29 protein-coding genes and 1 tRNA gene are annotated in these 26513 nt (G+C 61.4%); 10 read left to right on the top strand and 20 right to left on the bottom strand.

Features of this window, described 5'->3' with window-relative positions:
• Nucleotides 1-8 precede the first annotated feature (8 nt).
• The 8 genes from HJC04_RS29255 to HJC04_RS29220 all read right to left on the bottom strand — a co-directional run bounded on the left by HJC04_RS29255 (nucleotide 9) and on the right by HJC04_RS29220 (nucleotide 7833).
• The gene (locus tag HJC04_RS29255; RefSeq protein WP_210629573.1) at nucleotides 9-1016 is read right to left on the bottom strand and encodes a type II secretion system F family protein; all 1008 of its coding nucleotides are present in this window, start codon (nucleotides 1014-1016) and stop codon (nucleotides 9-11) included.
• A 4-nt stretch (nucleotides 1017-1020) separates the two neighbouring features.
• On the bottom strand, nucleotides 1021-2496 hold the full coding sequence (locus tag HJC04_RS29250) for a CpaF family protein (RefSeq protein ID WP_221147684.1): 1476 nt from the start codon (nucleotides 2494-2496) through the stop codon (nucleotides 1021-1023).
• A gap of 32 nt (nucleotides 2497-2528) precedes the next feature.
• Nucleotides 2529-3806 carry a CpaE family protein gene (locus HJC04_RS29245; RefSeq protein WP_210629575.1) on the bottom strand — a complete coding sequence of 426 codons (1278 nt, stop codon included), beginning with the start codon at nucleotides 3804-3806 and terminating at the stop codon, nucleotides 2529-2531.
• 14 nt (nucleotides 3807-3820) lie between these two features.
• Nucleotides 3821-4579, bottom strand: a complete 759-nt coding sequence (locus tag HJC04_RS29240; protein WP_210629576.1) for a CpaD family pilus assembly lipoprotein — start codon at nucleotides 4577-4579, stop codon at nucleotides 3821-3823.
• Nucleotides 4576-6072 (bottom strand): type II and III secretion system protein family protein, encoded by a 1497-nt coding sequence (locus HJC04_RS29235; protein WP_210629577.1) that lies wholly within the window; start codon nucleotides 6070-6072, stop codon nucleotides 4576-4578. The genes HJC04_RS29240 and HJC04_RS29235 overlap by 4 nt, the downstream gene beginning before the upstream one ends.
• 12 nt (nucleotides 6073-6084) lie before the next feature.
• Nucleotides 6085-6900, bottom strand: coding sequence for a Flp pilus assembly protein CpaB (gene cpaB, locus HJC04_RS29230; RefSeq protein WP_210629578.1), 816 nt, complete (start codon nucleotides 6898-6900; stop codon nucleotides 6085-6087).
• 110 nt (nucleotides 6901-7010) lie between these two features.
• Nucleotides 7011-7523: a prepilin peptidase gene (locus HJC04_RS29225; protein WP_221147683.1), complete on the bottom strand. Its 513-nt coding sequence runs from the start codon at nucleotides 7521-7523 to the stop codon at nucleotides 7011-7013.
• A gap of 124 nt (nucleotides 7524-7647) precedes the next feature.
• On the bottom strand, nucleotides 7648-7833 hold the full coding sequence (locus HJC04_RS29220; RefSeq protein WP_085857806.1) for a Flp family type IVb pilin: 186 nt from the start codon (nucleotides 7831-7833) through the stop codon (nucleotides 7648-7650).
• Between the two features lie 379 nt (nucleotides 7834-8212).
• On the opposite strand from HJC04_RS29220, the gene HJC04_RS29215 reads away from it, so the two are divergent.
• The 7 genes from HJC04_RS29215 to HJC04_RS29185 all read left to right on the top strand — a co-directional run bounded on the left by HJC04_RS29215 (nucleotide 8213) and on the right by HJC04_RS29185 (nucleotide 13713).
• Complete coding sequence (locus HJC04_RS29215; RefSeq protein WP_210629580.1) at nucleotides 8213-8623, top strand: pilus assembly protein N-terminal domain-containing protein; 411 nt, start codon at nucleotides 8213-8215, stop codon at nucleotides 8621-8623.
• Between the two features lie 113 nt (nucleotides 8624-8736).
• Nucleotides 8737-9372, top strand: a complete 636-nt coding sequence (locus tag HJC04_RS29210; protein ID WP_210629581.1) for a TadE/TadG family type IV pilus assembly protein — start codon at nucleotides 8737-8739, stop codon at nucleotides 9370-9372.
• The gene (locus HJC04_RS29205) at nucleotides 9372-9953 is read left to right on the top strand and encodes a TadE/TadG family type IV pilus assembly protein (RefSeq protein ID WP_221147682.1); all 582 of its coding nucleotides are present in this window, start codon (nucleotides 9372-9374) and stop codon (nucleotides 9951-9953) included. Before HJC04_RS29210 ends, HJC04_RS29205 begins: the two co-directional genes overlap by 1 nt.
• A gap of 102 nt (nucleotides 9954-10055) precedes the next feature.
• Nucleotides 10056-11276 (top strand): phosphopentomutase, encoded by a 1221-nt coding sequence (locus HJC04_RS29200; RefSeq protein ID WP_221123538.1) that lies wholly within the window; start codon nucleotides 10056-10058, stop codon nucleotides 11274-11276.
• A complete protein-coding gene (locus tag HJC04_RS29195; RefSeq protein ID WP_221147681.1) occupies nucleotides 11273-12241 on the top strand; it encodes an adenosine deaminase in 969 nt (322 codons plus the stop codon). The genes HJC04_RS29200 and HJC04_RS29195 overlap by 4 nt, the downstream gene beginning before the upstream one ends.
• 145 nt (nucleotides 12242-12386) lie before the next feature.
• Nucleotides 12387-13016, top strand: coding sequence for a uracil phosphoribosyltransferase (upp, locus tag HJC04_RS29190; RefSeq protein ID WP_020920114.1), 630 nt, complete (start codon nucleotides 12387-12389; stop codon nucleotides 13014-13016).
• 127 nt (nucleotides 13017-13143) lie between these two features.
• Entirely contained in the window at nucleotides 13144-13713 is a 570-nt protein-coding gene (locus HJC04_RS29185; protein WP_210629585.1) for a TIGR02281 family clan AA aspartic protease, read from the top strand.
• A gap of 6 nt (nucleotides 13714-13719) precedes the next feature.
• Here HJC04_RS29185 and deoA read toward each other — a convergent pair whose 3' ends face one another.
• From deoA to HJC04_RS29140, 9 genes are all read right to left on the bottom strand, one after another.
• On the bottom strand, nucleotides 13720-15027 hold the full coding sequence (deoA, locus tag HJC04_RS29180; RefSeq protein ID WP_210629586.1) for a thymidine phosphorylase: 1308 nt from the start codon (nucleotides 15025-15027) through the stop codon (nucleotides 13720-13722).
• Nucleotide 15028: 1 nt separating this feature from the next.
• Nucleotides 15029-15805, bottom strand: coding sequence for a deoxyribose-phosphate aldolase (deoC, locus tag HJC04_RS29175; RefSeq protein WP_210629587.1), 777 nt, complete (start codon nucleotides 15803-15805; stop codon nucleotides 15029-15031).
• A complete protein-coding gene (locus HJC04_RS29170; protein WP_210629588.1) occupies nucleotides 15798-16604 on the bottom strand; it encodes a purine-nucleoside phosphorylase in 807 nt (268 codons plus the stop codon). Before HJC04_RS29170 ends, deoC begins: the two co-directional genes overlap by 8 nt.
• Nucleotides 16601-16990, bottom strand: coding sequence for a cytidine deaminase (locus HJC04_RS29165; protein ID WP_064800281.1), 390 nt, complete (start codon nucleotides 16988-16990; stop codon nucleotides 16601-16603). The genes HJC04_RS29170 and HJC04_RS29165 overlap by 4 nt, the downstream gene beginning before the upstream one ends.
• A gap of 2 nt (nucleotides 16991-16992) precedes the next feature.
• The gene (locus HJC04_RS29160; RefSeq protein ID WP_210629589.1) at nucleotides 16993-17964 is read right to left on the bottom strand and encodes an ABC transporter permease; all 972 of its coding nucleotides are present in this window, start codon (nucleotides 17962-17964) and stop codon (nucleotides 16993-16995) included.
• A 10-nt stretch (nucleotides 17965-17974) separates the two neighbouring features.
• Nucleotides 17975-19078, bottom strand: coding sequence for an ABC transporter permease (locus HJC04_RS29155; RefSeq protein ID WP_210629590.1), 1104 nt, complete (start codon nucleotides 19076-19078; stop codon nucleotides 17975-17977).
• 7 nt (nucleotides 19079-19085) lie between these two features.
• The gene (locus HJC04_RS29150; protein ID WP_221147680.1) at nucleotides 19086-20597 is read right to left on the bottom strand and encodes an ABC transporter ATP-binding protein; all 1512 of its coding nucleotides are present in this window, start codon (nucleotides 20595-20597) and stop codon (nucleotides 19086-19088) included.
• An 83-nt stretch (nucleotides 20598-20680) separates the two neighbouring features.
• A complete protein-coding gene (locus HJC04_RS29145; RefSeq protein ID WP_085776574.1) occupies nucleotides 20681-21673 on the bottom strand; it encodes a BMP family protein in 993 nt (330 codons plus the stop codon).
• Between the two features lie 309 nt (nucleotides 21674-21982).
• On the bottom strand, nucleotides 21983-22300 hold the full coding sequence (locus HJC04_RS29140; RefSeq protein ID WP_184458686.1) for a hypothetical protein: 318 nt from the start codon (nucleotides 22298-22300) through the stop codon (nucleotides 21983-21985).
• Nucleotides 22301-22527: 227 nt separating this feature from the next.
• Here HJC04_RS29140 and HJC04_RS29135 point away from each other — a divergent pair.
• The 3 genes from HJC04_RS29135 (at nucleotide 22528) to HJC04_RS29125 (ending at nucleotide 23578) form a co-directional block, all read left to right on the top strand.
• Nucleotides 22528-22617 (top strand) — tRNA-Ser (locus HJC04_RS29135).
• Between the two features lie 151 nt (nucleotides 22618-22768).
• Nucleotides 22769-22978 carry a KTSC domain-containing protein gene (locus HJC04_RS29130; RefSeq protein ID WP_210629592.1) on the top strand — a complete coding sequence of 70 codons (210 nt, stop codon included), beginning with the start codon at nucleotides 22769-22771 and terminating at the stop codon, nucleotides 22976-22978.
• 360 nt (nucleotides 22979-23338) lie between these two features.
• Nucleotides 23339-23578: a CrpP-related protein gene (locus HJC04_RS29125; RefSeq protein ID WP_221147692.1), complete on the top strand. Its 240-nt coding sequence runs from the start codon at nucleotides 23339-23341 to the stop codon at nucleotides 23576-23578.
• Here HJC04_RS29125 and pncB read toward each other — a convergent pair.
• From pncB to HJC04_RS29110, 3 genes are all read right to left on the bottom strand, one after another.
• Nucleotides 23560-24864, bottom strand: a complete 1305-nt coding sequence (gene pncB / locus HJC04_RS29120) for a nicotinate phosphoribosyltransferase (RefSeq protein WP_210629593.1) — start codon at nucleotides 24862-24864, stop codon at nucleotides 23560-23562. The genes HJC04_RS29125 and pncB overlap by 19 nt on opposite strands.
• Nucleotides 24865-25051: 187 nt before the next feature.
• A complete protein-coding gene (locus HJC04_RS29115; RefSeq protein ID WP_221147691.1) occupies nucleotides 25052-25408 on the bottom strand; it encodes a hypothetical protein in 357 nt (118 codons plus the stop codon).
• Between the two features lie 145 nt (nucleotides 25409-25553).
• On the bottom strand, nucleotides 25554-26513 hold the full coding sequence (locus HJC04_RS29110; RefSeq protein ID WP_221123535.1) for a glyoxylate/hydroxypyruvate reductase A: 960 nt from the start codon (nucleotides 26511-26513) through the stop codon (nucleotides 25554-25556).

The following is a 26513-nucleotide window of genomic DNA, read 5'->3' as shown; positions in this document are numbered from 1 at the left end:
CTCTCCCGCTAGATGTCGAAATTGACCATGTTGCGCATGACGAGGATGCCGATCGACATCCAGACCGCCGAGGCGCCCATGATGAAATGGCCGCGCGGATCGGTGAAAAGGACGATCATGTAGTTCGGCGACGTGAGGTAAACGAGGGTCGCGACGATAAAGGGCAGAGCACCGATGATGACGGCGGACGCCTTGGCTTCCATCGACAGCGCCGAGACCTTGGCCTTCATCTTCCTGCGCTCGCGCAGCACCTTTGACAGGTTGCCGATCGCTTCGGAGAGATTGCCGCCGGCCTGCGACTGGATGGCGATGACGATCGCGAAGAAGTTGACTTCCTGGAGCGGCATTTGGAGTGTCATGCGGGCGCAAGCGTCGGGAATGCTGAGGCCAACTTGCTGGGCTTCGATCACCCGGCGGAATTCGCTCTTCACCGGCTCGGTGCCTTCGGTGGCGATAAGGCGGATCGCATCGTTGAGCGGCAATCCCGATTTGATCGAACGGGTGATGACATCGAGCGCATTGGGGAACTCGTTGAGGAACTTGTTCTGGCGGCGCTTGATCAGGAAACCAATGACCCAACGCGGCAGACCGAGTCCGGCGACGAAAGCGATGCCGACCATGACCAGCCACGACGCGCCGATGATAAAGGCCATGAACAGCAGCACCGAAGCGAAAATGGCGCTGAAGAGATAGAACTGCGTCAGCGTGACCGTCAGCCCGGCCTGCACCAGCCGCGATTTCATCGACAGGGTCTTCTTGGTCTTTTCGTTCTGGCGCTTTTCCAGATCCTTCAGGTTGTCCTGCACCGATTTGCGCCGCTTCGACATCTCCTGCACCCGGTCGCGGGCAGCCTTGACCTTGGCACGGTCGACCTCGGCCGATTTGACACGGTTGATGCGGCTTGCCGATTTCTTGTCGGCCTCGATCCGGGAAAACAGCAGGGCATAGGCGACCGCCGCGGCGGAGACAGCGGCGAGGACGACGATTGCCAGGACTACCGGATCGAATCCGAACATCACCCTATTCCTTCGATTTCGCTTCCATTGCGTCGAGGGCGGCGGCCAGGCGCTTTTCCTCGTTGAAGTAACGAGCCCGATCCCAGAAATGCGGTTTGCCGACGCCGGTCGACATGTGCCGGCCGACCAGTCGGCCGCCAGCGTCCTCGCCTTCGATCTCGTAGCGCATCAGATCCTGGGTGATGATGACGTCGCCTTCCATGCCGATCACTTCGGTGATCTGGGTGATGCGGCGCGAACCGTCGCGCAGGCGCGCTGCCTGGATGATGATATCGACGGAGGTGGAGATAATCTCGCGGACCGTCTTTGCCGGCAGCGAGAAGCCGCCCATGGCGATCATCGATTCGATACGGCTCAGGCATTCGCGCGGCGTGTTGGCATGGATCGTGCCCATCGAGCCGTCGTGACCGGTGTTCATGGCCTGCAGCAAGTCGAAGACTTCAGGTCCGCGCACTTCGCCGACGATGATGCGTTCTGGACGCATGCGCAGGCAGTTCTTGACGAGGTCGCGCATGGTGATCTCGCCCTCGCCTTCGATATTCGGCGGGCGCGTTTCGAGACGCACGACATGCGGCTGCTGCAGCTGCAGTTCGGCCGTGTCCTCGCAGGTGATGACGCGCTCGTCCCGGTCGATGTAGTTGGTGAGGCAGTTCAGCAGGGTCGTTTTGCCCGAGCCCGTGCCGCCCGAGATGATGACGTTGCAGCGCACGCGGCCGATAATCTGCAGCACGGTCGCGCCTTCCGGCGTGATCGCGCCGAAACGGACGAGCTGGTCGAGCGTCAGCTTGTCCTTCTTGAACTTGCGGATGGTCAGCGCCGGCCCGTCAATCGACAGCGGCGGCGCGATGACGTTGACGCGCGAGCCATCGGGCAGGCGCGCGTCGCAGATCGGGCTCGATTCATCGACGCGGCGGCCGACCTGGCTGACAATGCGCTGGCAGATGGAGAGAAGCTGCGCATTGTCACGGAAGCGGATTTCCGATTCGATCGTCTTGCCGCCGACTTCGATGAAGGTCTGGCCGGCGCCGTTGACCATGATGTCGGCGATGTCGTCGCGCGCGAGCAACGGCTCCAGCGGACCGTAGCCCAGAACGTCATTGCAGATATCCTCGAGCAGTTCTTCCTGCTCGGAGATCGACATCGCGAAGTTCTTGATGGTGATGATGTCGTTGACGATGTCGCGGATTTCCTCGCGCGCGCTTTCGCCATCGAGCTTGGAAAGCTGCGAGAGATCGATCGTGTCGATCAGCGCGGAAAAGACCTGCTGCTTGGTATCATAATATTCGTCGGTGCGAACCGGTCGCTTGCGCTGCGGCGCCTGCATCGGCGGCGGCATCACCTGCTGGCGCGCGGGTTCGCGCTGGGGTTCGACGAGGACGGCAGGAGAAGAGGCCACGGGGGCGGCGGCCGGGGCCGGCGGCGGAGGAGCAATCGCGCCTCCGGCCTTTCCGAAACCATCGTTTCCGCGTTTTCCAAACATGCCGCTTAATCCGATCTCTTCATTCTGGTCACCTACTTCCGCTTCAGGAGGCCGAGCAGGCCGCCCTTCTTCGCCTTCTTGATGGCGACCCGGCCGGTGACGATGTGCGATATCTGCGAAAAGGTTTCGGCCGTCGGCGACTTCGGATCGACTTCCGAGATCATCCGGCCGCTGTTGGCGGCGTTGCCGAAGAGGTTGATGTCAAAGGGAATGATCGCGATCGGATCGACCTCCAGCGGCTCACAGAAATCCGACGGCGATATCTCCGGGCGTTTCGGCATGCCGACCTGATTGAGGATCAGATGCGGCGGCTTGTCATTCGGCCGCATCTTGCGCAGCGCGTCCAGCATGTTTTTGGTGTTGCGCAGGTTGGCAAGGTCGGGAACCGCCGTGATGACCACCTCGTCGACGCTCGCCAGAACCGAGCGCGTCCATTCCGACCAGGCATGCGGGACGTCTAGCACGGTGACGGGCGCACTGCGCTGCAGGACATCGAGCACCGGCTGGAAGGCCTGGCCATCGAAATCATAGGCGCGGTCGAGCAGCGAGGGTGCGGCAAGGAGGGAAAGGTGCTCGGAGCATTTCGTCAGCAAGCGGTCGAGAAAGACCTCGTCGAGCCGATCGGGCGCAAAGACCGCTTCGGCGATGCCTTGCGCCGGATCCTGATCGAAGTCGATATTGGCTGTGCCATAGGGCAGGTCGAGATCGGCGAGGATCGTCTCGGTGGAGAAAAGATTGGAAATGCCGAAAGCGCAATTATGCGCGATGGTCGAGGCGCCGGTGCCGCCTTTCGAGCCGATGAAGGCGATGCTGCGCCCGAGCGGCTCGGCTTCCGGATCAACGAAGATCGAGGCCATCGCCGTCAGAATGTCGGGCATGGCGACCGGCTGAACCATATATTCGGAAATGCCGTTGCGGATGAGTTCGCGATAAAGCCCGATATCATTGTAGTAGCCGACGATCACGACCTTGGTGCTAGGGTCGCAGACGGCGGCGAGCGGCGCAAGTTCGTCGAGCAGGCTTCCGGAATTGGCTTTGGTCTCGAGGATGATCAGGTTCGGCGTCGGCGCTGCGGCGAACATATTGGCGGCAGCGGCTATGCCGCCGCTGGTGATGCGCATGCTCACCTTCGCCATGCGCCGGTCGTTGGCGCAGCGTTCCATCACATGCTGCAGGGGCTCGCTCTCGCAGAAGGCGTGAACGGAGATGCGCGGCAATGGCCGCATATTTTCCAGATCCGCCATCCGCACCGCCTCTTCGGCGTGACGAAGTTCGCTGGGGTTCCTGATTTCGTATTCGATCGCGCTCATCGTCCCGTTCCGCCTCAGAAGCTGCTGTCGCTGCCGGCAACATCCTCGATCGTCGTTGTCGTCGTCCGGTATTCCTGTATTGCGTTGTTGCGCCGCTGTGCATCGATCGGGGTCATGCCGCGGGGCGCCACCAGGTCCTCCGGATTAGCGATCTGGGCAGCGAGGTTGTTCTGCGAGGCGCAGCCAAAATTATAATAGTTCTGGTTGGCGAGATCGTTCGAGATATCCTTCGGCCACTGGCCGCATTGCGTGGTGATCGCGGTCGTGCCGGTAAAGCTCAGCCGGATCGGCGCGGCATCGCCGGCGCCGGCAGCGGCATAGGAGGTATTGATGATTTTCGAACTTGCGATCCCTCTTGTCGTCAGCTCGGCACGAACTTGGTTGCGCAGCTGATGTGCGGCTGCGGAATTGGGCGAACCTTCCGGCGACAGGACATAAACCGGCCCCGAGGCGCGTGAAATGTAGTTGGCGGCAAAGCCGCGGATGAGATCACGCTGGGCGATGGTCAGGCGGCGGTCGGTCGAGGCGACGGGTATATCCACCGTCTGCTCCGCCTCCGTGACGATGATCGGATGGCGGGCGCGGTAGTCGTCAGGAATCCCGCCTGTCGTCAGCTGGTCATGCGGACCGGCGCATCCGGACAGGATCGCCAGCGACATGACCGCCGCGGTAAAAAGCGCCCTGGAGCAACCGAGGCGGTGTGTCGTCGCATTCATCTGGGCCATCGCCTGATCTCTGTTCTGTGCCATTGCTGCCGATCGTGCCCCGCTCATTTGTAGATGAACCCGATCGAGCCGTGGAACTGCGCGTCGGCCACGGGCGCCTCGCGGCCGCCATAGACCTTGTTCACACGGTTGAGGAAGAAGGTTGCACCGTCATTCTCAGGGCTGAAATTATCATCCGGCCGGTTGAGTTGGTTCCGCGCCACCGGGCGCACCAGATAGGGTGTCGCGATGATGACAAGTTCGGTTTCCTGACGTTCGAAACCCTTCTGGCGGAAGAGCGTGCCGAGCAGCGGGATCTTGGAGACGCCGGGTGTGCCGCCCATCGTCTGGGAAACATTGTCGCGGATGAGGCCCGCCAGAGCGATCGAGCCGCCAGAAGGCAGTTCCACCGAGGTCTCCGCCGAACGCCGCTGATAGGTGGCGTTGCCGCTGCCGGCCACCGGCTCGGAGACGTTCGTCTTGATCTCCAGGCTGATGCGTCCAGACGACAGCACGACCGGTTTGAAGGCAAGATTGATGCCGTAGTTGAAGGGAACGACCGTGACGTTGCCGTCATTGTCGGTCGTCGAATAAAGCTGCTGGCCGCCGGAATTGAAGGTTGCCGCCTGGCCGGATATCGCCGTCAACGTCGGCTCCGCAAGCGTCCTGACGACCTTGGCCTGCTCCAGCGCATTGAGATAAGTCGAAATATCGTATTTGCCGATCGAGCTCTTGAAGAGCGCCGCCAGGCCGCCGCCGACGGTGGCTGTGGCGCTGTCGGCGCTCGGAGTGCCAAGCTGAGCGACCGTCATGCCGGAGGAACTGGAGACGAGGTTGTCGAAGCCGAGCTGCTTCAGCACCTCGCGGCGAACCTCGGCGATCGTCACCTTGAGGGTGACCTGGTCCTCGCCCTGGATCTGCAGGAGGTTGACGACCTGCGACGTCTGGCGGCCTTCGGCAAAGAGCGCCACCGAGCTGTCGCCGCCGGTGCCGGAGGCCGTCTCGGTTCTCGTCGTCGCTTCGCCGCCCTTCAGGAAGACCTGCGCCAGATCGGCCGCCTGCGTCGCATCCTGCGGGGTGCGCACGGTGCCGGTCAGCACGATATTGTCGGAGACGATTTCGACTTTGATGTTGGAGTCGGGAATGAAACGGCGGAGATTGGTTTCAAGGCCGGAGACGTCGCGCTCGATCTCGATGTCGAGATTGACGACCTCCTGCCCGCCGGCGCCGAAGACAAAGATATTCGTCTGGCCGACCTTCTTGCCGAACAGGTAGATGCGCCGGGAAGTGCGGGTAACGGCATCGGCCATTGTCGGATCGGAGACCAGGATATCATGGGCATCCTCCGGCAGGTCGACGACGACGGCCTTGTTCAGCCCGAGCTTCAGCCGGCGATGGGCGTCGGGGCCGGTCTGCGAGATGCGGACAAGGCTTTCAGCGGCACGCGCCTCACGGACAGCGAAAAGCGGCCCGAAAGAGGCCGGCGCCATGCCGGTCGCGCCGACTGCCAGCGAAAGGCAGCCTGTCAGGAGAAGTTTGGCGCGCCGCGTTGAATTACCCATTTGCACGTCCTTTTACTCCGCCTTCGGCGCTGCGCCGGCATCCGTCACGATGGAGCCCGACTTGATGACCTGAATGATCGCGCTGCCGTTGTCGCCGCTCAGCAGATAGTCCGCCGCACTGGTATCCTGCTCCTGCGCATCGGCGACCGAGCGCAGAGCGAGCGAAAGCCGGTCAGCCATCTGTTGGGCAACGGCGAGAACTTTCGTCTGGTCCGGGGTCAGCTCGAGCGTTGCGGTCGTGCCGACCACCGTCTTCGAACCATCGTCCTTTTCCTGGATCTGCTGGTCGATGGCGAGAACGCGCACATTGCTCAGCACGGTTTCGGTGATCAGCTTGTTGGCCTCGGTACCCTTGCGGACCATGATGACATCGACGCGATCGTTCGGCAGGATGAAACCGCCAGCGCCCGTTGCCACAGAGATCTCGGTCGCGACGGCGCGTTTGCCGGCCGGCAACAGCGAGGACAGGATGCGGCTGCTGGAATCGGCGACCTTTTCAGGCCGGATCGGCTCGCCTTCGAAGATCGGCAGACGCACGACGGCGCCCTGCAGGTCCTTGATCGCGTCCGGCTTGTCAGCCTCGGTGATGAAGCCCTGGACCACGCCGCCCTGCGGCCAGGGCATCCAGTGCACCGATTTCTCATCGAGCCTTGCCCCGACCGGCAGATTGCCGCTCGAAACGAGGATGTTGACGGTGGGTTCTTTCTTGATAACCGACTGCACCTGGGTGACGACGCCACCGCTGCCGGCCATGCGCATTGCCAGGAGCCCGGCTAGGCCGGCTGCCACCACGGCGACAGCGAGAATTATAAGGCGGGCCGGTTTCATCGATCATTCCTCAGGGCACGATATGTTCGCCCTGCAGAATGCTCAGGAATTGGTGTAATTATGGTTAATGGAATGCTTACATTTTAAGTTAACGGGCATTTAAAATGCGGTTATTTCAGGCTTTCCAGCGCGGCGATGAAGAGCGGCGAGGACGGGAAGGCCATGAAGCCGCCGATCGCGATGGCGATGCCGTAGGGAATCTTCTTGGCGAGCAGCAGTGAGTTCGGCACCGGCAGGCCGATGGCGAGGATGGTGTTCGACTGTGCCCTCAGCAGCAGGATGAGCAGGGTGATCAGGCCGCCGATAATGGCAACATCGGTCATCAGGAAAAGCAGGGATTCGTTCAGGCCGAACCAGAGTGCGGTGGCGGTCAACAGCTTTGCGTCTCCGCCGCCCATCACATTAAAGGCAAAAAGAGCAAAGCATGCGGTAAAGACGATCGCGCCGGCGGCAAGATGCATGCCGATCGCCTGCAGGCCGAAACCAAAAAACGGCGCCAGTGCGAGGAAGGAGACAACAAGGATCAGGGAAATGCGGTTCGGGATCGTCATGGTGAACAGATCCGAGAAGGCCGCCACGGCGAGGCAGAGTGGCAGTATTACAAAGACTGCAGCTGCGATCATGCGTATACCCGATCATAATAAGATGCGAAAAGGCTCACGGCCATTCAGCGCGTGAGCCCGCTCGATAGACCAGCCAGGTCAGATCCGGCCAGAATCAGGGAGGTGCCGCCTCGCGGCGCCTCGCTTAGTTGACCGCCGTGGTGGCGTCATCCATCTTGGTGCTCAGACCGTTGAACGTGTTGCCGATCTTCTCGCCGAGGGTCGTGGCGCCGGCGATGAGCGCTACGGAAATGAGAGCTGCGATCAGGCCGTATTCGATTGCGGTCGCGCCGGATTCGTCCTTCAGAAAACGGCTAAAAAGCTTGGTCATGGGTACTCCTAACTCCAGTTGATGTTCAGCACGTCCGCCAACTGTTGCCGTTGATCGGATGAACAGCAATCTAATGAATGGGCGTTTCCATCGGCTTAAGAAAAAGAGTTAACAGCATGTGAAAGCCGTCGGAGGCTCCTGTATGGTAAGCCTTACGCTATTCATTTCGCTCAAGATTTAATGGTTTTCAGAGGTTAACGAGGGGATTCATCCGGTAATAGCACAGGCGCCGTATCGAGCCGCAATGACACCGACTGGATCCAGTGCCAAATCAGATCAACTTGCTTCACCGCGAAACAAGATGGTGGGTTTAAGGCTTCATTCACCATTTTTTTCCATTCTATGCGCCTATTGCGCTGTGATCGTGAAAGAGGACCCAATGTCATCGAGCGGCAAAACCATTTTCTTTGCCGGTATGATCGCCGTTTCCGGTGTTTCGGGAGTTTCCTCGGCCGCAGACGATGACATGCTGCGCGTCTATATGGATCACGCGCGCGTCTTGAAGCTCGACCGCCCCGTCAGCAAGGTCATCGTCGGCAATGCCCAGGTCGCCGACGCGACCGTCGCCGATGCCAAGACGATCGTGCTGACAGGACGCAGCTTCGGCACCACCAATCTGGTCCTTCTGGACGCCGACGGCAACGCGATCCTCGACGAGCGCATCCTTGTGTCGATAGACGAGGGCAACACGGTGCGCGTCTACCGGCAGACCGAGCGCTCCGTGCTGTCCTGCACGCCCAATTGCGAGCAGCATGCGCAGCAAGCGGCCGCCGGCGCCACGTCACCCTGATCGGCCCGGCCCGGATCTTCTGCCATTCGTTAAAATCGTCGTATCGGCCTGAAACGGAAAATCAACGAACGGACCCTAGTGTGGCAGGCAGAGATGTCGCGCGGGTCCAGGCAATGACGGTAGTTGATCAGAAGACGGATAGGGAGCGCGCCTTCGCGCCGGACCGTTTCTCCCGGTTTCGCGCTGTTGTCCGCTCGCGCGACGGCGCAGCGGCGATCGAATTTGCCTTGCTTGCCATCCCGTACTTCCTGGTGATCTTCGCGATCCTAGAAACCTTCATCGCGTTCGCTGCCGAAGAACTCGTCTCCAACGCCGTCGATACGATGAGCCGGCGGATGCGGACCGGGCAGATCACCTACAATCTCGGCCGTACGACCGACATGAGCCGGACGCAATTCCGCCAGGCGTTCTGCAATGAGATTTCGATCCTGATCAGCTGCTCGACCAGCGAAGCCGCCACGCCGAGCAAGCTTTACCTGGATGTGCAGACATTCGGCACCTTCTCGGCCATCCCGACGACGATCCCCAAGGTTTCCAGTGACCGATATGCCGATATCAACACTGCCGCCTTCAAATATACGCCTGGCGGTGCCGGCACCATCAACATGCTGCGCGCCTATTATCGATGGGAAATCATCACGGATCTGGTCCGGCCCTATATCACGACGATCCGTCCGTCCGACGGTTCGATGCCGACGCAATATCTGATCATCGCAACCTCCGCCTTCCAGAACGAGCAGTATCCATAATGGCGATGCGCAACCCGTTCACCAGACTGGTACAGCAGGCGCGTCGGCTGGCGCGAGAGCGCAAGGGCGCCGGAGCGATCGAATTCGCGATCCTCTTTCCCGTGCTCATCATGCTCTATATCGGCGCTTTCGAGATCACCATCGGCCTCAGCGTCAGCAAACGCGCGACACGCGCCGCTGGTTCGATCGCCGACCTCGTCACCCAGCAGCAATCCGTCACGAAGAGCGCGCTCGCGCAGATGCCGTCGGTCGCAACGGCGATGTTCGTGCCCTACAATTCAACATCGCTGACGCTGAAAATCACCGGAATTTCAATCGACGCCGGCGCCAATGCGAAAGTGCTCTGGTCCTGGGCGCAGGGCGGAACGGCGCCTTACGCCAAGAATGCGCCGGTGAGCGACGTGCCGGCCGATATGAAGATGGCAAACAGCTTCCTCGTTCGGACCGAACTCAGCATCCCCTATACGATGTTCCTGTTCGCGCCGAACTTCATGCCGGATGGGATGCGCACGATTACCATCAGCCGCAGTTACTTCTACCGCCAGCGGCAAGGCGACTCGATCCCCTGCGGAGACTGCTGACCCCTTCCCACCTCGAATTTGCCAAGGCAGGCGCGGCACTATATGCGTGGGCTTCAGCCTCCGACGGTCCGGAGGCCGGCGATCGGTCCTTTCGGGGGTAAAATGGCGCGCGCCTTTCTTTTCGTTCTCGATTCCTTCGGCGTCGGCGGGGCGCCGGATGCGGCAGCCTATGGCGACGAGGGCGCCGACACGCTCGGCCATATCGCCGAATTCTGCGCGGCCGGTGCCGGAGACCGCGCTGGGCTGCGCAGCGGACCGCTTTCCCTGCCCAACATGTCGGAACTCGGGCTTCTGCACATCGCCCGGGCCGCCTCCGGCCGATTTCCGGCCGGCATGCCCCTGCCGGAAAAGCTCTACGGCATTTATGGCGCCGCCAGCGAAATCTCCCGCGGCAAGGATACGCCATCGGGGCATTGGGAGATCGCAGGGACACCCGTCAATTTCGATTGGGGATATTTTCCGACGGAAGGCGATGCCTTTCCCCCGGAGCTGATCGAGGCACTATGCCGGGAGGGCGACGTTCCCGGCATTCTCGGCAATTGCCACGCCTCGGGAACCGAAATCATCGCCAGGCTCGGCGAGGAACATATCCGCACCGGCAAGCCGATCTGCTACACGTCCTCGGATTCGGTCTTCCAGGTCGCGGCGCACGAAATGCATTTCGGCCTGGACCGGCTGCTTGCCTTCTGCCGCACGGCCCGCACCCTTCTCGATTCCTACAATATTGGCCGCGTCATTGCCCGGCCCTTCATCGGCCAGTCGTCCTCGACCTTCCAGCGCACCGGAAACCGGCGCGATTTTTCCGTGCCGCCGCCGGAGCCGACACTGCTCGACCGGCTCGTCGAGCACCGCCGGCATGTGCATGCCGTCGGAAAGATCGGTGACATCTTCGCCCACCAGGGCATTTCCAGGCTCATCAAGGCCAGCGGCAACGAGGCGCTGATGGATGCGTCGCTATCGGCAATCGACGAGGCCGAGGACGGCGATCTCGTCTTCACCAATTTCGTCGATTTCGACATGATCTACGGCCATCGTCGTGACGTGCCCGGTTATGCGGCAGCGCTCGAAGCCTTTGATGCGCGTCTGCCTGAGGTCCACAAGAAGTTGAAACCCGGCGACCTCGTCGTGCTGACCGCCGACCATGGCTGCGACCCTACCTGGCGCGGCACGGATCATACGCGCGAACGCGTGCCGGTCATCGCCTACGGCCCCGGCATCCGGTCGCGTTCCATCGGCGTTCGCCGCACCTATGCCGATATCGGCGAAAGCATTGCGCACCATCTCGGCATCCCGGGCGGCGCGCATGGAAGGAGCTTTTTGTGACATCGCATTTGAAGAAGGTCGAGCTGCACTGCCATCTGGAGGGCGCGGCACCGCCTGCATTGACCGAGGCGCAGGCGCGGAAATACGGTGTCGACATCAGCGGCGAGCTGCGCGATGGCGCCTATGTCTGGCACGATTTCGCAAGTTTTCTGGAATGTTACGACAAGGTTTCCGAGGTCTACAGGACGGAGGAGGATTATGCGCTTCTGACCGAAACCTATCTAGACGAACTTGCCGGCCTCCATACGATCTACAGCGAACTCATCGTCTCGCCCGACCACGGCAAGCGTATCGGGCTCGGCGCCGATGCCTATATAGCAGGCGTCTGTGAAGGCATCCGGCGGGCCAAGGCCAAAACCGGCATCGAGGCCCGGCTGATCGTCACCGGGGAACGGCATTTCGGTCCGGAGAGCGTGATGGGAGCGGCCGAATATGCGGCAAAGGCCGGCAACCCTCTGATAACCGGCTTCAATCTAGCCGGTGAGGAGCGCATGGGCCGTGTGGCCGATTATATCAGAGCCTTCGACATCGCCCGCGATGCCGGTCTGGGCTTGACCATCCATGCCGGCGAGGTCTGCGGCGCCTTCAGCGTTGCCGACGCGCTCGATGCCGTGCGGCCTGCACGCATCGGCCACGGCGTGCGTGCCATCGAGGATGTCGATCTGGTGAAGCGACTTGCCGATCTCGGCACCGTGCTTGAAGTCTGCCCAGGCTCCAATATCGCGCTCAGGGTGTTTCCCGATTTCACCTCGCATCCGCTGCGGCGACTGAAGGAAGCGGGCGTGCGGGTGACGATCAGTTCCGACGATCCGCCGTTTTTCCATACGTCGCTGAAGCGGGAGTATGAACTTGCGGCCGATGTCTTCGGCTTCAGCGACACAGAGATCGACGCCATGACCCGCACGGCGATCGAGGCAGCTTTCGTCGATGAAGAGACGCGCAAGGCTCTGCTTGCCCGGCTTTGAAGATGAGTGTCTTCTTATCCCGGAACCGCTGCACACTTCCGGGCGACAAGCATTGGGGAAGATCGCGGCAAATTCGGCTCCGCTCTTGCGGTCGGGCCGATTTCCGTGAAAGAAACATTCGATAGAAAGAATGAAAGGCTTCCCCATGGACGGCGTCACGGTCATCGATCACCCGCTTGTGCAACACAAGCTCACCATCATGCGACGCAAGGAGACATCGACGGGAAGTTTCCGGCGCCTGCTGCGCGAAATCTCCACGCTGCTTTGTTACGAGGTCACCCGCGATCTCGAATTGACGATGGCGACGATCGAGACGCCGCTGCAGACGATGGACTCGCCGATCCTCGAGGGCAAGAAGCTGGTCTTCGCCTCGATCCTGCGCGCCGGCAACGGGCTGCTCGAAGGCATGCTCGATCTCGTGCCTTCCGCCCGGGTCTCGCATATCGGCGTCTATCGCGATCACGAAACGCTGCAGCCGGTCGAGTATTACTTCAAGGCGCCGGAGGACGTGGCCGAGCGCCTGATCATCGTCGTCGACCCGATGCTGGCGACCGGCAATTCCTCGATTGCGGCGATCGACAAGCTCAAGGAACGCGGCGCCCACAATATCCGCTTCCTCTGCCTGCTCGCCGCCCCGGAAGGCATCCGCAACTTCCGCGCGGCGCATCCGGATGTTCCGGTCTTCACCGCGGCGATCGACAGCCATCTGAACGAGAAGGGCTACATTATGCCGGGCCTCGGCGATGCCGGCGACCGCATGTACGGCACGAAATAATTTCAGCCTTCCTTTACCAAATCGCAAGACTTTATGGCCCGGAAGGTTCGCTCCGGGCCTTTTTGTTATCGATATTAGCAAGTTCTCAGGATTTGAGGCTTAGCAAGCTGGAAGCATGAGGCCCCGCATGACGCGGGGTTTATACAGGAAGGATTTCTGTTTCATGCTCGTGCGTACCGTCATTTTCGCCAGCGTCGCCGCAGTGCTGGCCACACAGGTACCTTCGCTCGTTGGACGTATCAGCCAACAACCTGCCGACGGTCTCTCCGCCAATTACGTCTCGGCCGACGCCCACCAGTCCGCTGCACCGGCGCCCGCTTCCGGCAATGGTACGATCCGCCTGCAGGCGGATGCGCAGGGGCACTATACCGGCAGCTTCAAGATCAACGGCAAACCGGTGCCAGGGCTGATCGATACCGGCGCCACCTATGTCGCGCTCAATGAGACACTCGCCCGCCGGCTCGGCTACACCGCAAATCAGCTTGACTTCCGCTATGGTGTGAACACGGCGAACGGCCAGACGAAGGCCGCGCATGTGATCCTTGACCGCGTCGAAATCGGCGGCATCCGCGTCCGCAATGTCGAAGCCTTCGTGCTCAGGGACGATGCCTTAACGACCACGCTCGTCGGCATGAGCTTCCTGCAGAAACTCGCCTCCTATTCGGTCGCCGACGGCTCGCTCAGCCTCAAACAGTAAACCGCATCAGACCCGACCTGCAATGACGGGGGCCAATTCCGGCCTGTCGTCAGCAATGCGATAATGCACGGCAAGGGCGGCAACTGCTTTTTCCGCCGCGGCTTCGCAGGCAGCGTGAACGACAGCGATCGGATCGCCCGCATCGACCCACGTGCCGAGCGGCAGGAGGCCGGAGAAACCGACACGGTGGTCGATGCGATCTGACGGATGGCGGCGGCCGCCGCCGAGATCGATGACGCTGATGCCGATACCGCGCGCGTCGCAGGCGGCCATCCAGCCGGATCGGGCAGCGGGGACTTCTCTTTCGACCGGCGCCCCGGCCAGGTATCTCTCGGGATTTTCGACGAGATCGGCCGGTCCGCCGAGCATGGAAACCATGCGCCCGAAGCTTTCGGCCGCCCGTCCCGACGACAGCGCTCGACGCGCCATCGCGTCGGCTTCCTCGCAGGAAGAGGCAATGCCTGATTTAACCAGCATCTCGGCGGCGAAGGCAAAAACCACGGTCTCGAGTCGCGTGCCGGTCTTCCTGCCCGCCAGGAAGTCCAAGCAGTTGCGCATCTCGACGGCATTGCCGGCGCAATCGGCAAGCGGCTCATTCATGTCGGTGATCAAGGCGGAGGTCTTCACGCCCGCGCCGTTCGCCACCTCGACCAGGGAACGCGCCAGCATCTCCGCCTGACCGCGGTCAGCCATGAAGGCGCCGTTGCCGAGCTTGACGTCGAGCACCAGCGTCTCAAGTCCGGCTGCGAGCTTCTTCGACAGGATGGAGGCAGTGATGAGCGGAATGGAATCGACGGTGGCGGTGACATCGCGCACGGCATAAAGCCTGCCGTCGGCGGGCGCCAAGCTTCCGGTCTGGCCGATGATGGCGAATCCCGCCCCTTTCACGACCCTGTGGAACAGGTCCGAATCAGGGGTGATTACATAGCCGGGAATGGATTCGAGCTTGTCGAGCGTGCCGCCGGTATGGCCGAGGCCGCGCCCCGAGATCATCGGGACGGCGAGGCCGCAGGCGGCGGCGATCGGCGCCAGCATCAGCGAGACGTTATCGCCGACGCCGCCGGTTGAATGTTTGTCGGCGATGGGACGGCCGATATCCGCCCATTGCAGCCTGTCGCCGGAATTGGCCATCGCCAGCGTGAGGGCGACGATTTCCTTGCGTGACATGCCCTTGAACCAGACGGCCATGGCGAAGGCGCCGATCTGTCCTTCGGACAGCTGCCCGTCGGAGAGTGCCGCGATGAAGGAGCTGATATCGGCGGGGTCGAGTTCCTCGCCATCGCGTTTACGCCGGATGATCTCCTGCGGAATCATCTCAATAGCTCGACGCCGCAGCCGCTGCCGGCTGCGCTCCGCTCAGAACCGCCAGTATGTCGTCGAGCAGGCCGGAAGCGCCGAAGCGGAAGGTCGAGGGCATGGCCCAGTCCGGCGCCATGATGGTTTCGGCAAGGCTGAGATAGAGCGCCGCATCGGCCACCGAGCCGATGCCGCCAGCCGGCTTGAAGCCGACCTTGCGCCCGCTCTCACGAATGGCCCGGATCATAATGTCGGCGGCTTCGAGCGTCGCGTTGACGGCGACCTTGCCGGTCGAGGTCTTGATGAAATCGGCGCCGGCTTCAATCGCGAGCTCCGAGGCACGGCGGATCAGGGCCGCATCCTTCAACTCGCCGGTCTCGATGATCACTTTCAGCAGGACGGGGCCGGCGCATTCGGCGCGCACCGCCTTGACCATGTCGGTCACCGCCTTCTCGTTGCCTGATATGAACTTGCGGTAGGGAATGACCAGATCGATCTCGTCAGCGCCATCGGCGATCGCCTCACGGGTTTCGGCGGCGACATCGGCCACCTCCATATCGCCCGCGGGGAAATTGACGACGGTTGCGATCCGCACAGCATGGCCGGCGCCGAGGATATTGCGGGCATGGGCGACGAAACGCGGCCAGATGCAGATCGCGGCGCTGTTGCCGTAGGGCGTCTGCGCGCGGGCGCAGAGCGTGTCGATCTGCGCCTCGGTGCAATCGTCCTTCAAATTGGTGAGGTCGAGAAGGGAAAGGGCGACCGCCGCGGTCTCCCGGATAGAATGGCTAGTCATTTTCGCTTCCTCCCGCAATCATCTCTTTCAATATGGCGGCGAGACGGGCGCCGCCGACGGGCGCCATGTCCTTGGTTTCTTCATGGCTGAGCTCATTGCCGGTCATGCCTGCTCCATAGTTGGTGATAACGGAAGCGGCCGCAACCCTCAGACCCAGCATTCTTGCGATGATCACCTCGGGCACTGTCGACATGCCGACGGCATCGGCGCCCAGGATGCGCGCCATGCGGATTTCGGCCGGCGTTTCGAAGCTCGGCCCGGAAAACCACATATAGACGCCCTGCGCCAGCTCAATCTTGAGCTTTGCCGCTGCCTTCCGAATCGCCGCGGCGAGGCCGGCATCATAGGCATTGGTCATGCCGACGAAGCGATGGTCGCTCTCCTCGCCGATCAGCGGGTTCATGCCGGAGTAGTTGATGTGATCGGTGATTTGCATCACCGAACCGGGCGGCATGTCGTCGCGCAGCGATCCGGCCGAATTGGTCAGGATCAGCGCCTCGACGCCGAGCGCCTTCAGCACCTCGATCGGCAGGCGCATGGCGTTGGCATCGCCCTTCTCATAATAATGCACGCGGCCGGAAAGCATGATGACTGGCTTTCCACCGAGGCGGCCTGCGACGACTTCGCCAGCGTGGCCGGAGACGGCGCTGACGGGAAAGCCCGGCAGGTCGCGATAGGGAATACGGACGGCGCCGTCCAGCTGGCCAACGAGGGAGCCGAGGCCAGAGCCGAGCACGATGCCATGGCGCGGCTTGATCGCGCCGAGCAGGGCGACAAGCAGTTCGACCGTCGCCTTCATCCGAGTTCGGTCTCGAAGCTGAAAGGAAGGAGCTCTTCCATCGTCATGGTCTTCTTCACGCCCGCCTCATCGCAGAGATAGATCTTCGTGTCCTTGGCGGCGAATTCGGAAATTTTCTGGCGGCAGCCGCCGCAGGGCGGGCAGAGCGGCAGCTTCTCGGCGATGACGGCCATTTCGACGATCTTCCTGGCGCCGCCCATGATCATGGCGCTGATCGCCGTCGGCTCGGCGCACCATCCTTGCGGAAAGGAGAGGTTTTCGATGTTGGCGCCGGTATAGACCTTGCCGTCCTCGGCGCGGATCGCCGCGCCGACCGGGAATTTCGAATAGGGCGCATGGGCAAAGGCCATGGCGCCGCGGGCGGCTTCGAACAGGTCGTGGGACATGATCAACGCTCCTTCGTATAGGGCACGCCGCCGGCCTTGGGCGGTATTGCGACGCCGATGAAGCCGGCAAGCAGGATGCAGGTCAGGATATAGGGCAGTGCCTGGAAGACCTGGACCGGCACTTCACCGACCAACGGCACCTGCTTGCCCTGCATGAAGTTCGCCAAAGCATCCAGGAAGCCGAAGAGCAGGCAGGCGAACATCACCGGTACCGGCTTCCACTTGGCGAAAACTAGCGCCGCCAGCGCGATGTAGCCCTTGCCGGCCGACATGTCCTTGATGAAGGCGGCGGACTGGGCGATCGCGAGGTACGTGCCGGAAAAGCCGCAGAGGATGCCGGCGCACATGACGGCGCGATAGCGCAGCCAAGAAACCGAAATGCCTGCCGTATCGACCGCGCCGGGATTTTCGCCGACGGCGCGCAGCCTGAGGCCGAAGCGCGTGCGGTAAAGCACCCACCAGGAGAAGGGCACGGCGAGGAAGGCGAGATAGGTGAGGATATTGTTGCCCGATATCACGCTTGCATAGAGCGGACCGATGATCGGTATGTCGTGGACGGCATCGGCGCCCGGCAGGATGATCGGCGCGAAGCGGGCCTCCGGCGCCAGCTGCGGCGTCCGGCCGCCCTGGCCGAACCAGGCCTGGCCGAGCACGATGGTGATGCCGGCGATGAAGAAGTTGATCGCCACACCTGAGACGATCTGGTTGCCGCGATTGGTGATCGAGGCAAAGCCATGCACCAGGCTGAGCGCCACCGAACAAACGACGCCGGCGCCAAGGCCCAGCCAGGCCGAACCGGTGAGATAGGCCACGCAGGCGGCGGCGAAGGCCGAGCCCAGCATCTTGCCTTCCAGGCCGATATCGAAGATGCCGGCGCGCTCGGAAAACAGTCCCGCGAGCGCGGTAAAGATCAGCGGAATAGAGAGCCTGACCGTCGAGCTCAGGACGTTGATGAAGATGTCGTAATAATCCATCGTCCGCTCCTCAGGCTCGCTTCAATTGCTGGTAGATGTGCACCATTGCCGGCCGGAACATGTATTCCAGCGCACCGGCAAAGAGGATCACCAGTCCCTGGATGACCAGGATCATTTCGCGGGTGATATTCGGCATCTCGAAAGAGATCCAGTCGCCGCCCTGGTAAAGGGTGCCGAAAAGGATTGCGGAAAAGATGATGCCGAGCGGATGGTTGCGGCCCATCAGCGACACTGCAATGCCGACGAAGCCGGCGCCACCAACGAACTCGACCTGCAGACGGGCGGACGATCCCATGACGGGATTGAGCGCCATCATGCCGGCGAGCGCGCCCGAAATCAGCATCGCGATGATAACGATGCGCGCATAGGGTATGCCGGCATAGGCAGCCGCGGTCGAGCTCACGCCGAGTGTACGCATCTCAAAGCCCAGCTTGGTGCGCCAGATGAGGATCCAGACAAACCAGGCGGCAAGAAGGGCGATGATGAAGGAGACGTTGAAGGGTGCTGCACCCAATTTGGCACCGAAGATGCTCATGAGCCAGCCAAGCTTCGGAAGCTGCCCACCTTCGAGGAAGGTGCGGGTTTCCGGCGCCATCTTGCCCGGCACGATCAGCACGTGCACCAGCAGATAGACCATCAGGGCGGCTGCGATGTAGTTGAACATGATCGTCGTGATAACGATATGGCTGCCGCGTTTGGCCTGCAGGAAAGCGGGAATGAAGGCCCAAGCCGCACCGAAGATCCCGGCGCCGACAATGGCAATCGGCATCGTCACATACCAGGGCACGTAATGGTCGAGCGCAAGCGCTACCAGCGCACAGCCGAGCCCGCCAATATAGGCCTGGCCTTCAGAGCCGATGTTAAAGAGACCGGCATGGATGGCGACGGCCACGGAAAGGCCGGTGAAGATGAAACTCGTTGCATAGTAGAGCGTGAAGCCTATGCCTTCGCCGCTGCCGAAGGCGCCCTCGATCAGCAGCGAGAGCGCGGCGAGCGGGCTTTCGCCGATCAGCCAGACGACGAAACCCGAGATCAGGAAGGCGACGACGAGGTTTAAAAGCGGGATGAGACCGTAATTAATCCAGTTTGGTAGCGGAACGGAAGCAGTGCTCATAAAGGCCTCACGCGGCAATGCCGGCCATCATCAGGCCGAGGGTCTGTTCACCGGCATCGGGCGTCTTCTCGCCGACGACCTGGCCGGCGAACATGACAAGGATACGGTCTGAAAGGGCGCGGATCTCATCGAGTTCGACGGAGACGAGCAGGATCGCCTTGCCCGCATCGCGCATTTCGATGATCCGGCGGTGAATGAATTCGATGGCGCCGATATCGACGCCGCGGGTCGGCTGACCGATGATCAGCATCTTCGGATCGCGTTCGATTTCGCGGGCGACGACGATCTTCTGCTGATTGCCGCCGGAGAAATTCGCCGTCTTCAGCCGCGGGTTCGGCGGGCGGATATCGTATTTTTCGATCTTCTCCATCGCATCCTTGCGGATCGCTTCGAGATCGAGCAGCGGCCCTTTGCTGTAGTCCGGACGGCGGTGATAGCCGAGGACGGAGTTTTCATATTCCTCGAACTTCAGCACCAGTCCCATATGGTGCCGGTCCTCGGGAATGTGGGCGAGGCCGAGATCGCGCAGGCAGGCGGGGTCGGCCTTGTCGATCGTCTGGCCATCGAGAAGGATTTCGCCGGAGACAGGCTTGCGGATTCCGGCAATCGCCTCCAGCAATTCCGACTGGCCGTTGCCGGCAACACCGGCAATGCCGACGATCTCGCCGGCGCGCACGTCGAAGGAGACGTTGTCGACCATGGTGACGCCGCGATTGTCCTTGACCGTCAGGTTGCGGACGGAGAGCACGGCGACGCCCGGATTGGCTTCGCCCTTCTGCACGCGCAGCAGCACGCGACGGCCGACCATCAGCTCGGCAAGCTCCTCCACCGTCGTTTCCGCCGTCTTGCGGGTGGCGACCATCTCGCCGCGGCGCATGACGGAGACCGTATCGGTGATCGCCATGATCTCGCGAAGTTTGTGGGTGATGAGGATGATCGTCTTGCCCTGGTCGCGCAGCACCTTGAGGATGCGGAAGAGGTGGTCCGCTTCAGCTGGCGTCAGCACACCTGTGGGTTCGTCGAGGATCAGGATCTCGGCGCCGCGATACATGGCTTTCAGGATTTCGACGCGCTGCTGCAAGCCGACCGGCAGCTCTTCGATCAGTGCGTCCGGATCGACCTCGAGGCCGTATTCGGTTTCCAGCCGCTTGAGCTCGGCGCGGGCCGATGCGACGCCCCTGGCCAGCAGCGAGCCGCCTTCGGCGCCGAGCATGATGTTCTCGAGCACGGTGAAATTGTCGACCAGCATGAAATGCTGGTGCACCATGCCGATGCCGGCGGCGATGGCCGCCTGGCTGTCACGGATGGTGACCGGATTGCCGTTGACGCGGATCTCGCCGCTGTCGGCATGATAGAAACCGTAGATGATCGACATCAGCGTCGATTTGCCGGCGCCGTTTTCACCAATGATGCCGTGGATCGTCCCCTTGGCAACGGTGAGGTTGATGTCCTTGTTGGCATGGACGGCACCGAATTTCTTATCGATGCCGACAAGCTCGATAGCGGGCTTATCTGTCACTGCAGGCTCCAAATAAGAAAAGGGCGTATGGCGAAAATCCCCTCCGCCATACGCCCGATCTCGATATTACATCAGGGCGCTGATCACTTCGGGCAAGCGTTGTCCGAGGTGTAATCGTGAACCTTGACGGTTCCGGCGATGATATCGGCCTTGGCCTTGTCGACGGCAGCCTGCATTTCCGGCGTGATCAGCGACTTGTTGTTGTCGTCGATCGCGGCGCCGACACCGTCTTCCTTGACGCCGAGAGCCTGAACGCCAGCGGTGAACTTGTCGTTCTTGGTATCGGTGTAGGCGTTGTAGACGGCGAGGTCGACGCGCTTGACCATCGAGGTCAGGACCGAGCCCGGATGCAGATGGTTCTGGTTGGAATCGACGCCGATCGACAGCTTCTTGTTGTCGGCGGCGGTCTGGAGAACGCCGAGACCGGTGGCGCCGGCAGCCGCGTAAATAACGTCGGCGCCCTGATCGATCTGGTTCTTGGTGAGCTCGCCGCCGCGAACCGGGTCGTTCCAGGCAGCACCCGTGGTGCCGGTCATGTTCTGGAACACCTCGATATCGGCCTTGGCGGCGCGGGCGCCCTGCTCATAGCCACATTCGAACTTGCGGATCAGCGGAATGTCCATGCCGCCGACAAAACCGACCTTGCCGGTCTTCGATGCCATGCCGGCGAGAATGCCGACGAGGTAGGAGCCTTCTTCTTCCTTGTAGACGACGGAGCGGACGTTCGGCTTATCGACGACGGAGTCGACGATGATGAATTTGGTATCCGGGAATTCGGCTGCGACCTTCTCGATTGCCGAAGTCCAGGCGAAGGAAACGGCCACCACCGGATTGAAACCGCGGCTTGCGAAGTTGCGGATGGCCTGTTCGCCCTGCGTGTCGCCCGTCGGCTCGAAGTCGCGATAGGCGATGCCGGTCTCGGCCTTGAACTTCTCGGCGCCGTTATAGGCCGCTTCGTTGAAAGACTTATCGAACTTCCCGCCGGTGCCGTAAACCAGCGCCGGCTTGACATCGGCGGCCAGCGCCGTCGTCGACATGGCAGCCACGGCAAGGAGAGTGAGAAGGGATTTTTTCATTGTGCAGCCCTGTTGTTGCTATTCGTTTGGGGTCCTCCCGCAAGCCCTTTTCGGACATGTCTGCGGAACCACCGACCTCCCCCCGGAGGCCTGGCTGCGCGCATCCTTGCATGGCTCACGGAAAAATTCACCAGAAATTTTTCAGGCGGTAAAGATTTGCAGCGATTGCTGAAAATCAGTTCTTCCCGGCTGATTTTTGGACATTTCCCCATCGATGCTGCAGTTTTTCTAGCCAATCCGCCGGCAGATGCCGAAGCCGCGAGGGCCATAACCGGCCTTCGCCGCAGCGCACCGGCTCAAACCGATCGGCTACGCGATGAAGCGGCCTGACACTTGCGGTTTCTTGTAGCCGATCATCCAAAGAAGCAGCGCGATCACCAGAAAAACCGCAAAGGCCGGCTGCAGCATCAGCCACTGAAAGATGAAGGCATAGAAGCGCGGGTGGATATAGTAGGAAAGCGCGGATTGCAGCGACGTCAGCGTGTCTGGGCTGACATCCTGCCAGGCATCCGACATCGGCGTCATGATCACGGCGGAGGCGGCAACCGACTGGATCGAATCGATGGTTCCGGCAATAACGGCTGCCGCAAGCGCGACAAGACTCGCCAGACGCAACAGGAAACGCATCAATCCCTCCGACGCTTCAATATGCCGGACAATTCCGGCGAGCCCGCGCCATTCTCCACCTTGAGAATTACATAGTCATCGATGAGGTGAAGCACAATGGGATGGGCCAAGGGGAGTTTTATCGGAAGAAGTCAAAAAACTGTTAGATTTGGGTTGATCGGCAAAAATTCATCGGTATATATCGCGCCGTTCCGACGATTTGCTCCTATCCGGGCGCGAACGCCAAAGGACAGGTGGCCGAGTGGTTTAAGGCGCACGCCTGGAACGCGTGTGTACGTGAAAGCGTACCGAGGGTTCGAATCCCTCCCTGTCCGCCATTTCGCTTTCCCTCTTGCATCTCCTTCAGACATCCCCGGGGGAACCGAGTTCGGCATGTCCCGAATTGGAGATTTTTTACCACGCTGCTTCACCGTGTCTTTGCACGTTTGGGTTTAGGGTTCTGCCAAACCAAGAACAGAGGTAAAACAGGTGCAAGAACTTTCGGTGAAGTCGAAGATCATCAAATCCGTCTATTTCAGTCAGGAAGACGGAAGGCTCAGGATCTGTTTCAAGAACGGTGAAGAGCGCCTGTTCGAAGGCGTGCCCTCCTCGGAAGCGCATGCGATGACGGCGGCGCCGTCTCCCGGACATTATTATCTCGACCGGATCAGGACGCGGTTTCGCAGACTGGCCGCCTGAAACCCGTGGGCCCGGCTGGAAATTGCGCCGGATTGAGACGGGGCCGGTGGATATTAACCACGGGCTAACCCTCACCTTCATCACAGTTGGATCGGCCGGAGCAGAACGCGGCAATTGTCAGCGCTGCCGCTTTCAGAGATTCGGTCAGCCGGGAGGCTCGGTGGCGGACCCCAGCCACGAAGCCGGGCCTCCCCGTCACGCCCAATCCGTTTCGCCAGATCAATCCGAGGTCGGCTGCGATTGCCTTGAAATAGCGAAATGGGGCTAATCCTGTGAAAAACCGGAATGCTCACATCTAGACTCGACAATGCTTCATTAGCATGATTGCATAAACCCATGGAACGGGAGGCCGGGGTGATGATGTTCGAGAATCTGCTTGAGATGCAGGAGCGTGGCGTGCGCGACCGTGCTCGTGGCCGCAGCTTGGCGGACAATCCGATGTCGAAGCCGGATGTGCTGCCGATCACCGATTTTCAGGAATGGTACTCGATGTTCGACGCCTGGCGCTTCGGCTGGTCGATCGAGGATGCGATGGCGGGGCATATCGATGCGCCCCGTCATGGCCGCGCCTCACCTCGTGGCTATACCAGGACAGTCTGATCGACCCGATCCTCGGCGCCGAAGAATTTCAGGTAACGCTCGACCTCCGCCGGGTCTCCCGTCGCCTTCTGCGGATTGTCAGAGAGTTTTACCGCTGGACGGCCGTTGGCGTCGCTGACCTTGCAGACGATCGAGATCGGATTGAGGCCTGATATTTCCGTCGGCGCGCAGCCGGCAAAATCATTCGTCAGGTTGGTGCCCCAGCCGAAGCTCATGCGCACACGGCCTTCGAAATGCCGGTAAGTGTCGATGATGGCGTCGACATCGAGGCCGTCGGAGAAGATCAACAGCTTCTGGCGCGGATCGCGGCCCATCTTCTTCCACCAGTCGATGATCTTTTCTCCGCCTTCGATCGGCGGCGCGCTGTCCGGACGGAAGCCGGTCCAGTCGGCGACCCATTCGGGGGCGTCACGCAGGAAGGCCGCGGTGCCGAAGGCGTCCGGCAGGACGATCAGCAGGTTGCCGCCATAGAGCTTGTTCCAGTCGCGCAGGATCTTGTAAGGGGCATTGCGCAGTTGCTCATCGGTCTGCGCCAGGGCGGCTGCCACCATCGGCAGCTCGTGGGCATTGGTGCCGACCGCCTCGAGATCGGAATCCATCGCCAGCAATACATTGCTGGTGCCGGTGAAGGCCGGACCGATGCCTTCCTTCAGCGCCTCGACGCACCAGCGCTGCCAGAGAAAGCTGTGGCGGCGGCGGGTGCCGAAATCGGAGATGCGCAGGCCCGGCAACTCCCTCAGCCGCTCGACCTTCGACCACATCTTTGCCTTGGCGCGGGCGTAGAGCACATCCAGCGTGAAGGGACCGAGCGCCCTCATCGCCGAGCGCGAACGCAGCTCGTTGACGATGGCGAGCGCCGGGATCTCCCACATCGTGGTTTCCTTCCAGGACCCATGGAAGTCCAGCACATATTGCCCGTCCTTCTTCGACAGCTCGTATTCAGGGAGCTGGAAATTGGACAGCCAGGCGAGGAATTCCGGCTCGAAGATCTGCGCACGGCCGTAGAAACTGTTACCCGCCAGCCAGATCATCTCCTTCTTGGAGAGCCGCAGCGTGCGGGCGTGATCGAGCTGTTCGCGCAATTCGCCCTCATCGATCTCTTCGGCGAGATGGACGCGCTTGGTGCGGTTGATCAGGGTGAAGGAGGCGTTCACATCAGGATAGAGCTTCCAGATCATCTGCAGCATCAGCAGCTTATAGAAGTCGGTATCGATCAGGCTGCGGATGATCGGGTCGAGTTTCCAGGCGTGATTGTAGACGCGTCTCGCGATATCGGTCTTGGCCATGAGATTCCTGCCCCTGTCCACTCCGGTCAGGTGCTGCCAAATTCCCAGGTGCTGCCAAGTTCCGGGCCGGCGCACGAAACCGGCTCGTGCGCCTTCTTATCGAAAAATCGGCGGAGAAAGTCCAGACAAAACATAAACATCCCGCCGCATGGTGGCGACGGGATGCGGGAGATCATCCGTCGAACGCCTATTGGGCCGGAGGTTGAGCCGGGGTCGCAGGAGCGGTATCCGGGGCCGGCGCCGTTTGCGGCGTCTCGGTCGGGGCCGCATTGCCATTCTGGATCGTCGGCGCGGGTGCTGCGTCCGACTGCTGCTGCTGGAGCTGTTGGCCGGGCTGCTGCGGCGCCACCTCGTTCGCCTCGCGGCGGCCCCAGATCTCGACTGGAATCCAGACCACGAAAGCGAGAATCAGCGCCACGAGCAGCACGGTCAGGATACGATAACCCATACGCCCCTGCTTTGCCTCGACCGGCGGGATTTGCTGTTCCTTGTGAAGCTTTCCGTCGGATTTTTCCCAGCGTGTTTCGGTCTGATGCGCCATCATCGTCTCCTTCGCTGCCTTGGCGGCCGATTTGGCCGCAAAGAACTTCGCAAGGAAAACGGGTGGCCGTCTGGAAGGTTCCGGGCTCATACCTGCCGCGGTCTTGGGAATAACCAAACCTCGGCAGTGGTTTTGGCGCGAGATTCCGCTAATAGCCGGCGTCGCGATCGATCACGAACTGCAGCGGCTCGCCGCGCTCAAAACGGGCGATCTGCATCTCGACATGGCGGAACAGCGCGTTCTCTTCGGAGACCGCCGCGTCATGCGGGGTGATGAAGACATTCTCCAATTCCCACAACGGGCTGTCGGTGGCGAGCGGCTCCACTTCGAAAACGTCGAGAGAAGCGCCGCCGAGGATCCCCTCCCTGACCGCCGAGACGATGTCGCTCTCGATCTGGCTCTTGCCGCGGCCGGCATTGATGAAGACAGGCTGCCCGAGCGCACCGTCGCGGCGGAGCTTCTTAAATAGCCCGCTATCATAGAAGCCGGTCGTCTCAGGCGTCAGCGGCAAGAGGCCGACCAGAATGTCGGTCTTGGCGAGGAACCGGTCCAGTTCGCCCGCGTCGAAGGTCTCGACGCCCTCGATTGTTTTGCGGGTGCGCGACCAGCCGATGACGTTGAAACCCATCACTTTCAGCTTGGCGACCGCATCCTGGCCCAGAATGCCGAGCCCCATGACGCCGACGGTCACCTCCGCCGCTTCCGGCGCGATCAACTTGGCCCATTCGCGCCGCCGCTGCTTGATGTCATGGGCATATTGCCCCCGCAGATGCATCAGGCACTGCATGACGACCCATTCGCTCATGCGGGTTGTCAGGCTGCGGTCGACGAAACGGACGATCGGAATGTCGGGCAGACCGGCCATGCCGATGATGTGATCGACACCGGCGCCGCCCGAGAAGATGACCTTGAGGTTTGGCGCCCGGCTGAAAAGATCGGCATCCGGCCTCCAGAGAAGAGCATACTCGACGGCACGCAGATCATGCGCGGCATCAGCCGGATCGGCGAGATTGATGCAGCCGCGATCGGCAAAAGCCGTCTTCAGCGCATTGGCAATGCCTTCGGGGTTGAATTTGAGATCGACGAGAACGGGAGAAAGTGCGGACAT

Origin of the sequence: Rhizobium sp. NLR8a (genome assembly GCF_019685235.1) — a bacterium.
Classification (GTDB): Bacteria; Pseudomonadota; Alphaproteobacteria; order Rhizobiales; family Rhizobiaceae; genus Rhizobium.
This window is presented reverse-complemented; position numbering and strand designations above follow the sequence as displayed.

What these genes read in the sequence shown, in the direction of transcription:
- HJC04_RS29255 (WP_210629573.1), bottom strand. Translation starts at nt 1,016, where the DNA reads ATGTTCGGATTCGATCCGGTAGTCCTGGCAATCGTCGTCCTCGCCGCT.
- HJC04_RS29250 (WP_221147684.1), bottom strand. Translation starts at nt 2,496, where the DNA reads ATGTTTGGAAAACGCGGAAACGATGGTTTCGGAAAGGCCGGAGGCGCG.
- HJC04_RS29245 (WP_210629575.1), bottom strand. Translation starts at nt 3,806, where the DNA reads ATGAGCGCGATCGAATACGAAATCAGGAACCCCAGCGAACTTCGTCAC.
- HJC04_RS29240 (WP_210629576.1), bottom strand. Translation starts at nt 4,579, where the DNA reads ATGAGCGGGGCACGATCGGCAGCAATGGCACAGAACAGAGATCAGGCG.
- HJC04_RS29235 (WP_210629577.1), bottom strand. Translation starts at nt 6,072, where the DNA reads ATGGGTAATTCAACGCGGCGCGCCAAACTTCTCCTGACAGGCTGCCTT.
- cpaB (WP_210629578.1), bottom strand. Translation starts at nt 6,900, where the DNA reads ATGAAACCGGCCCGCCTTATAATTCTCGCTGTCGCCGTGGTGGCAGCC.
- HJC04_RS29225 (WP_221147683.1), bottom strand. Translation starts at nt 7,523, where the DNA reads ATGATCGCAGCTGCAGTCTTTGTAATACTGCCACTCTGCCTCGCCGTG.
- HJC04_RS29220 (WP_085857806.1), bottom strand. Translation starts at nt 7,833, where the DNA reads ATGACCAAGCTTTTTAGCCGTTTTCTGAAGGACGAATCCGGCGCGACC.
- HJC04_RS29215 (WP_210629580.1), top strand. Translation starts at nt 8,213, where the DNA reads ATGTCATCGAGCGGCAAAACCATTTTCTTTGCCGGTATGATCGCCGTT.
- HJC04_RS29210 (WP_210629581.1), top strand. Translation starts at nt 8,737, where the DNA reads ATGACGGTAGTTGATCAGAAGACGGATAGGGAGCGCGCCTTCGCGCCG.
- HJC04_RS29205 (WP_221147682.1), top strand. Translation starts at nt 9,372, where the DNA reads ATGGCGATGCGCAACCCGTTCACCAGACTGGTACAGCAGGCGCGTCGG.
- HJC04_RS29200 (WP_221123538.1), top strand. Translation starts at nt 10,056, where the DNA reads ATGGCGCGCGCCTTTCTTTTCGTTCTCGATTCCTTCGGCGTCGGCGGG.
- upp (WP_020920114.1), top strand. Translation starts at nt 12,387, where the DNA reads ATGGACGGCGTCACGGTCATCGATCACCCGCTTGTGCAACACAAGCTC.
- HJC04_RS29185 (WP_210629585.1), top strand. Translation starts at nt 13,144, where the DNA reads ATGACGCGGGGTTTATACAGGAAGGATTTCTGTTTCATGCTCGTGCGT.
- deoA (WP_210629586.1), bottom strand. Translation starts at nt 15,027, where the DNA reads ATGATTCCGCAGGAGATCATCCGGCGTAAACGCGATGGCGAGGAACTC.
- deoC (WP_210629587.1), bottom strand. Translation starts at nt 15,805, where the DNA reads ATGACTAGCCATTCTATCCGGGAGACCGCGGCGGTCGCCCTTTCCCTT.
- HJC04_RS29170 (WP_210629588.1), bottom strand. Translation starts at nt 16,604, where the DNA reads ATGAAGGCGACGGTCGAACTGCTTGTCGCCCTGCTCGGCGCGATCAAG.
- HJC04_RS29165 (WP_064800281.1), bottom strand. Translation starts at nt 16,990, where the DNA reads ATGTCCCACGACCTGTTCGAAGCCGCCCGCGGCGCCATGGCCTTTGCC.
- HJC04_RS29160 (WP_210629589.1), bottom strand. Translation starts at nt 17,964, where the DNA reads ATGGATTATTACGACATCTTCATCAACGTCCTGAGCTCGACGGTCAGG.
- HJC04_RS29155 (WP_210629590.1), bottom strand. Translation starts at nt 19,078, where the DNA reads ATGAGCACTGCTTCCGTTCCGCTACCAAACTGGATTAATTACGGTCTC.
- HJC04_RS29145 (WP_085776574.1), bottom strand. Translation starts at nt 21,673, where the DNA reads ATGAAAAAATCCCTTCTCACTCTCCTTGCCGTGGCTGCCATGTCGACG.
- HJC04_RS29140 (WP_184458686.1), bottom strand. Translation starts at nt 22,300, where the DNA reads ATGCGTTTCCTGTTGCGTCTGGCGAGTCTTGTCGCGCTTGCGGCAGCC.
- HJC04_RS29125 (WP_221147692.1), top strand. Translation starts at nt 23,339, where the DNA reads ATGTTCGAGAATCTGCTTGAGATGCAGGAGCGTGGCGTGCGCGACCGT.
- pncB (WP_210629593.1), bottom strand. Translation starts at nt 24,864, where the DNA reads ATGGCCAAGACCGATATCGCGAGACGCGTCTACAATCACGCCTGGAAA.
- HJC04_RS29115 (WP_221147691.1), bottom strand. Translation starts at nt 25,408, where the DNA reads ATGATGGCGCATCAGACCGAAACACGCTGGGAAAAATCCGACGGAAAG.
- HJC04_RS29110 (WP_221123535.1), bottom strand. Translation starts at nt 26,513, where the DNA reads ATGTCCGCACTTTCTCCCGTTCTCGTCGATCTCAAATTCAACCCCGAA.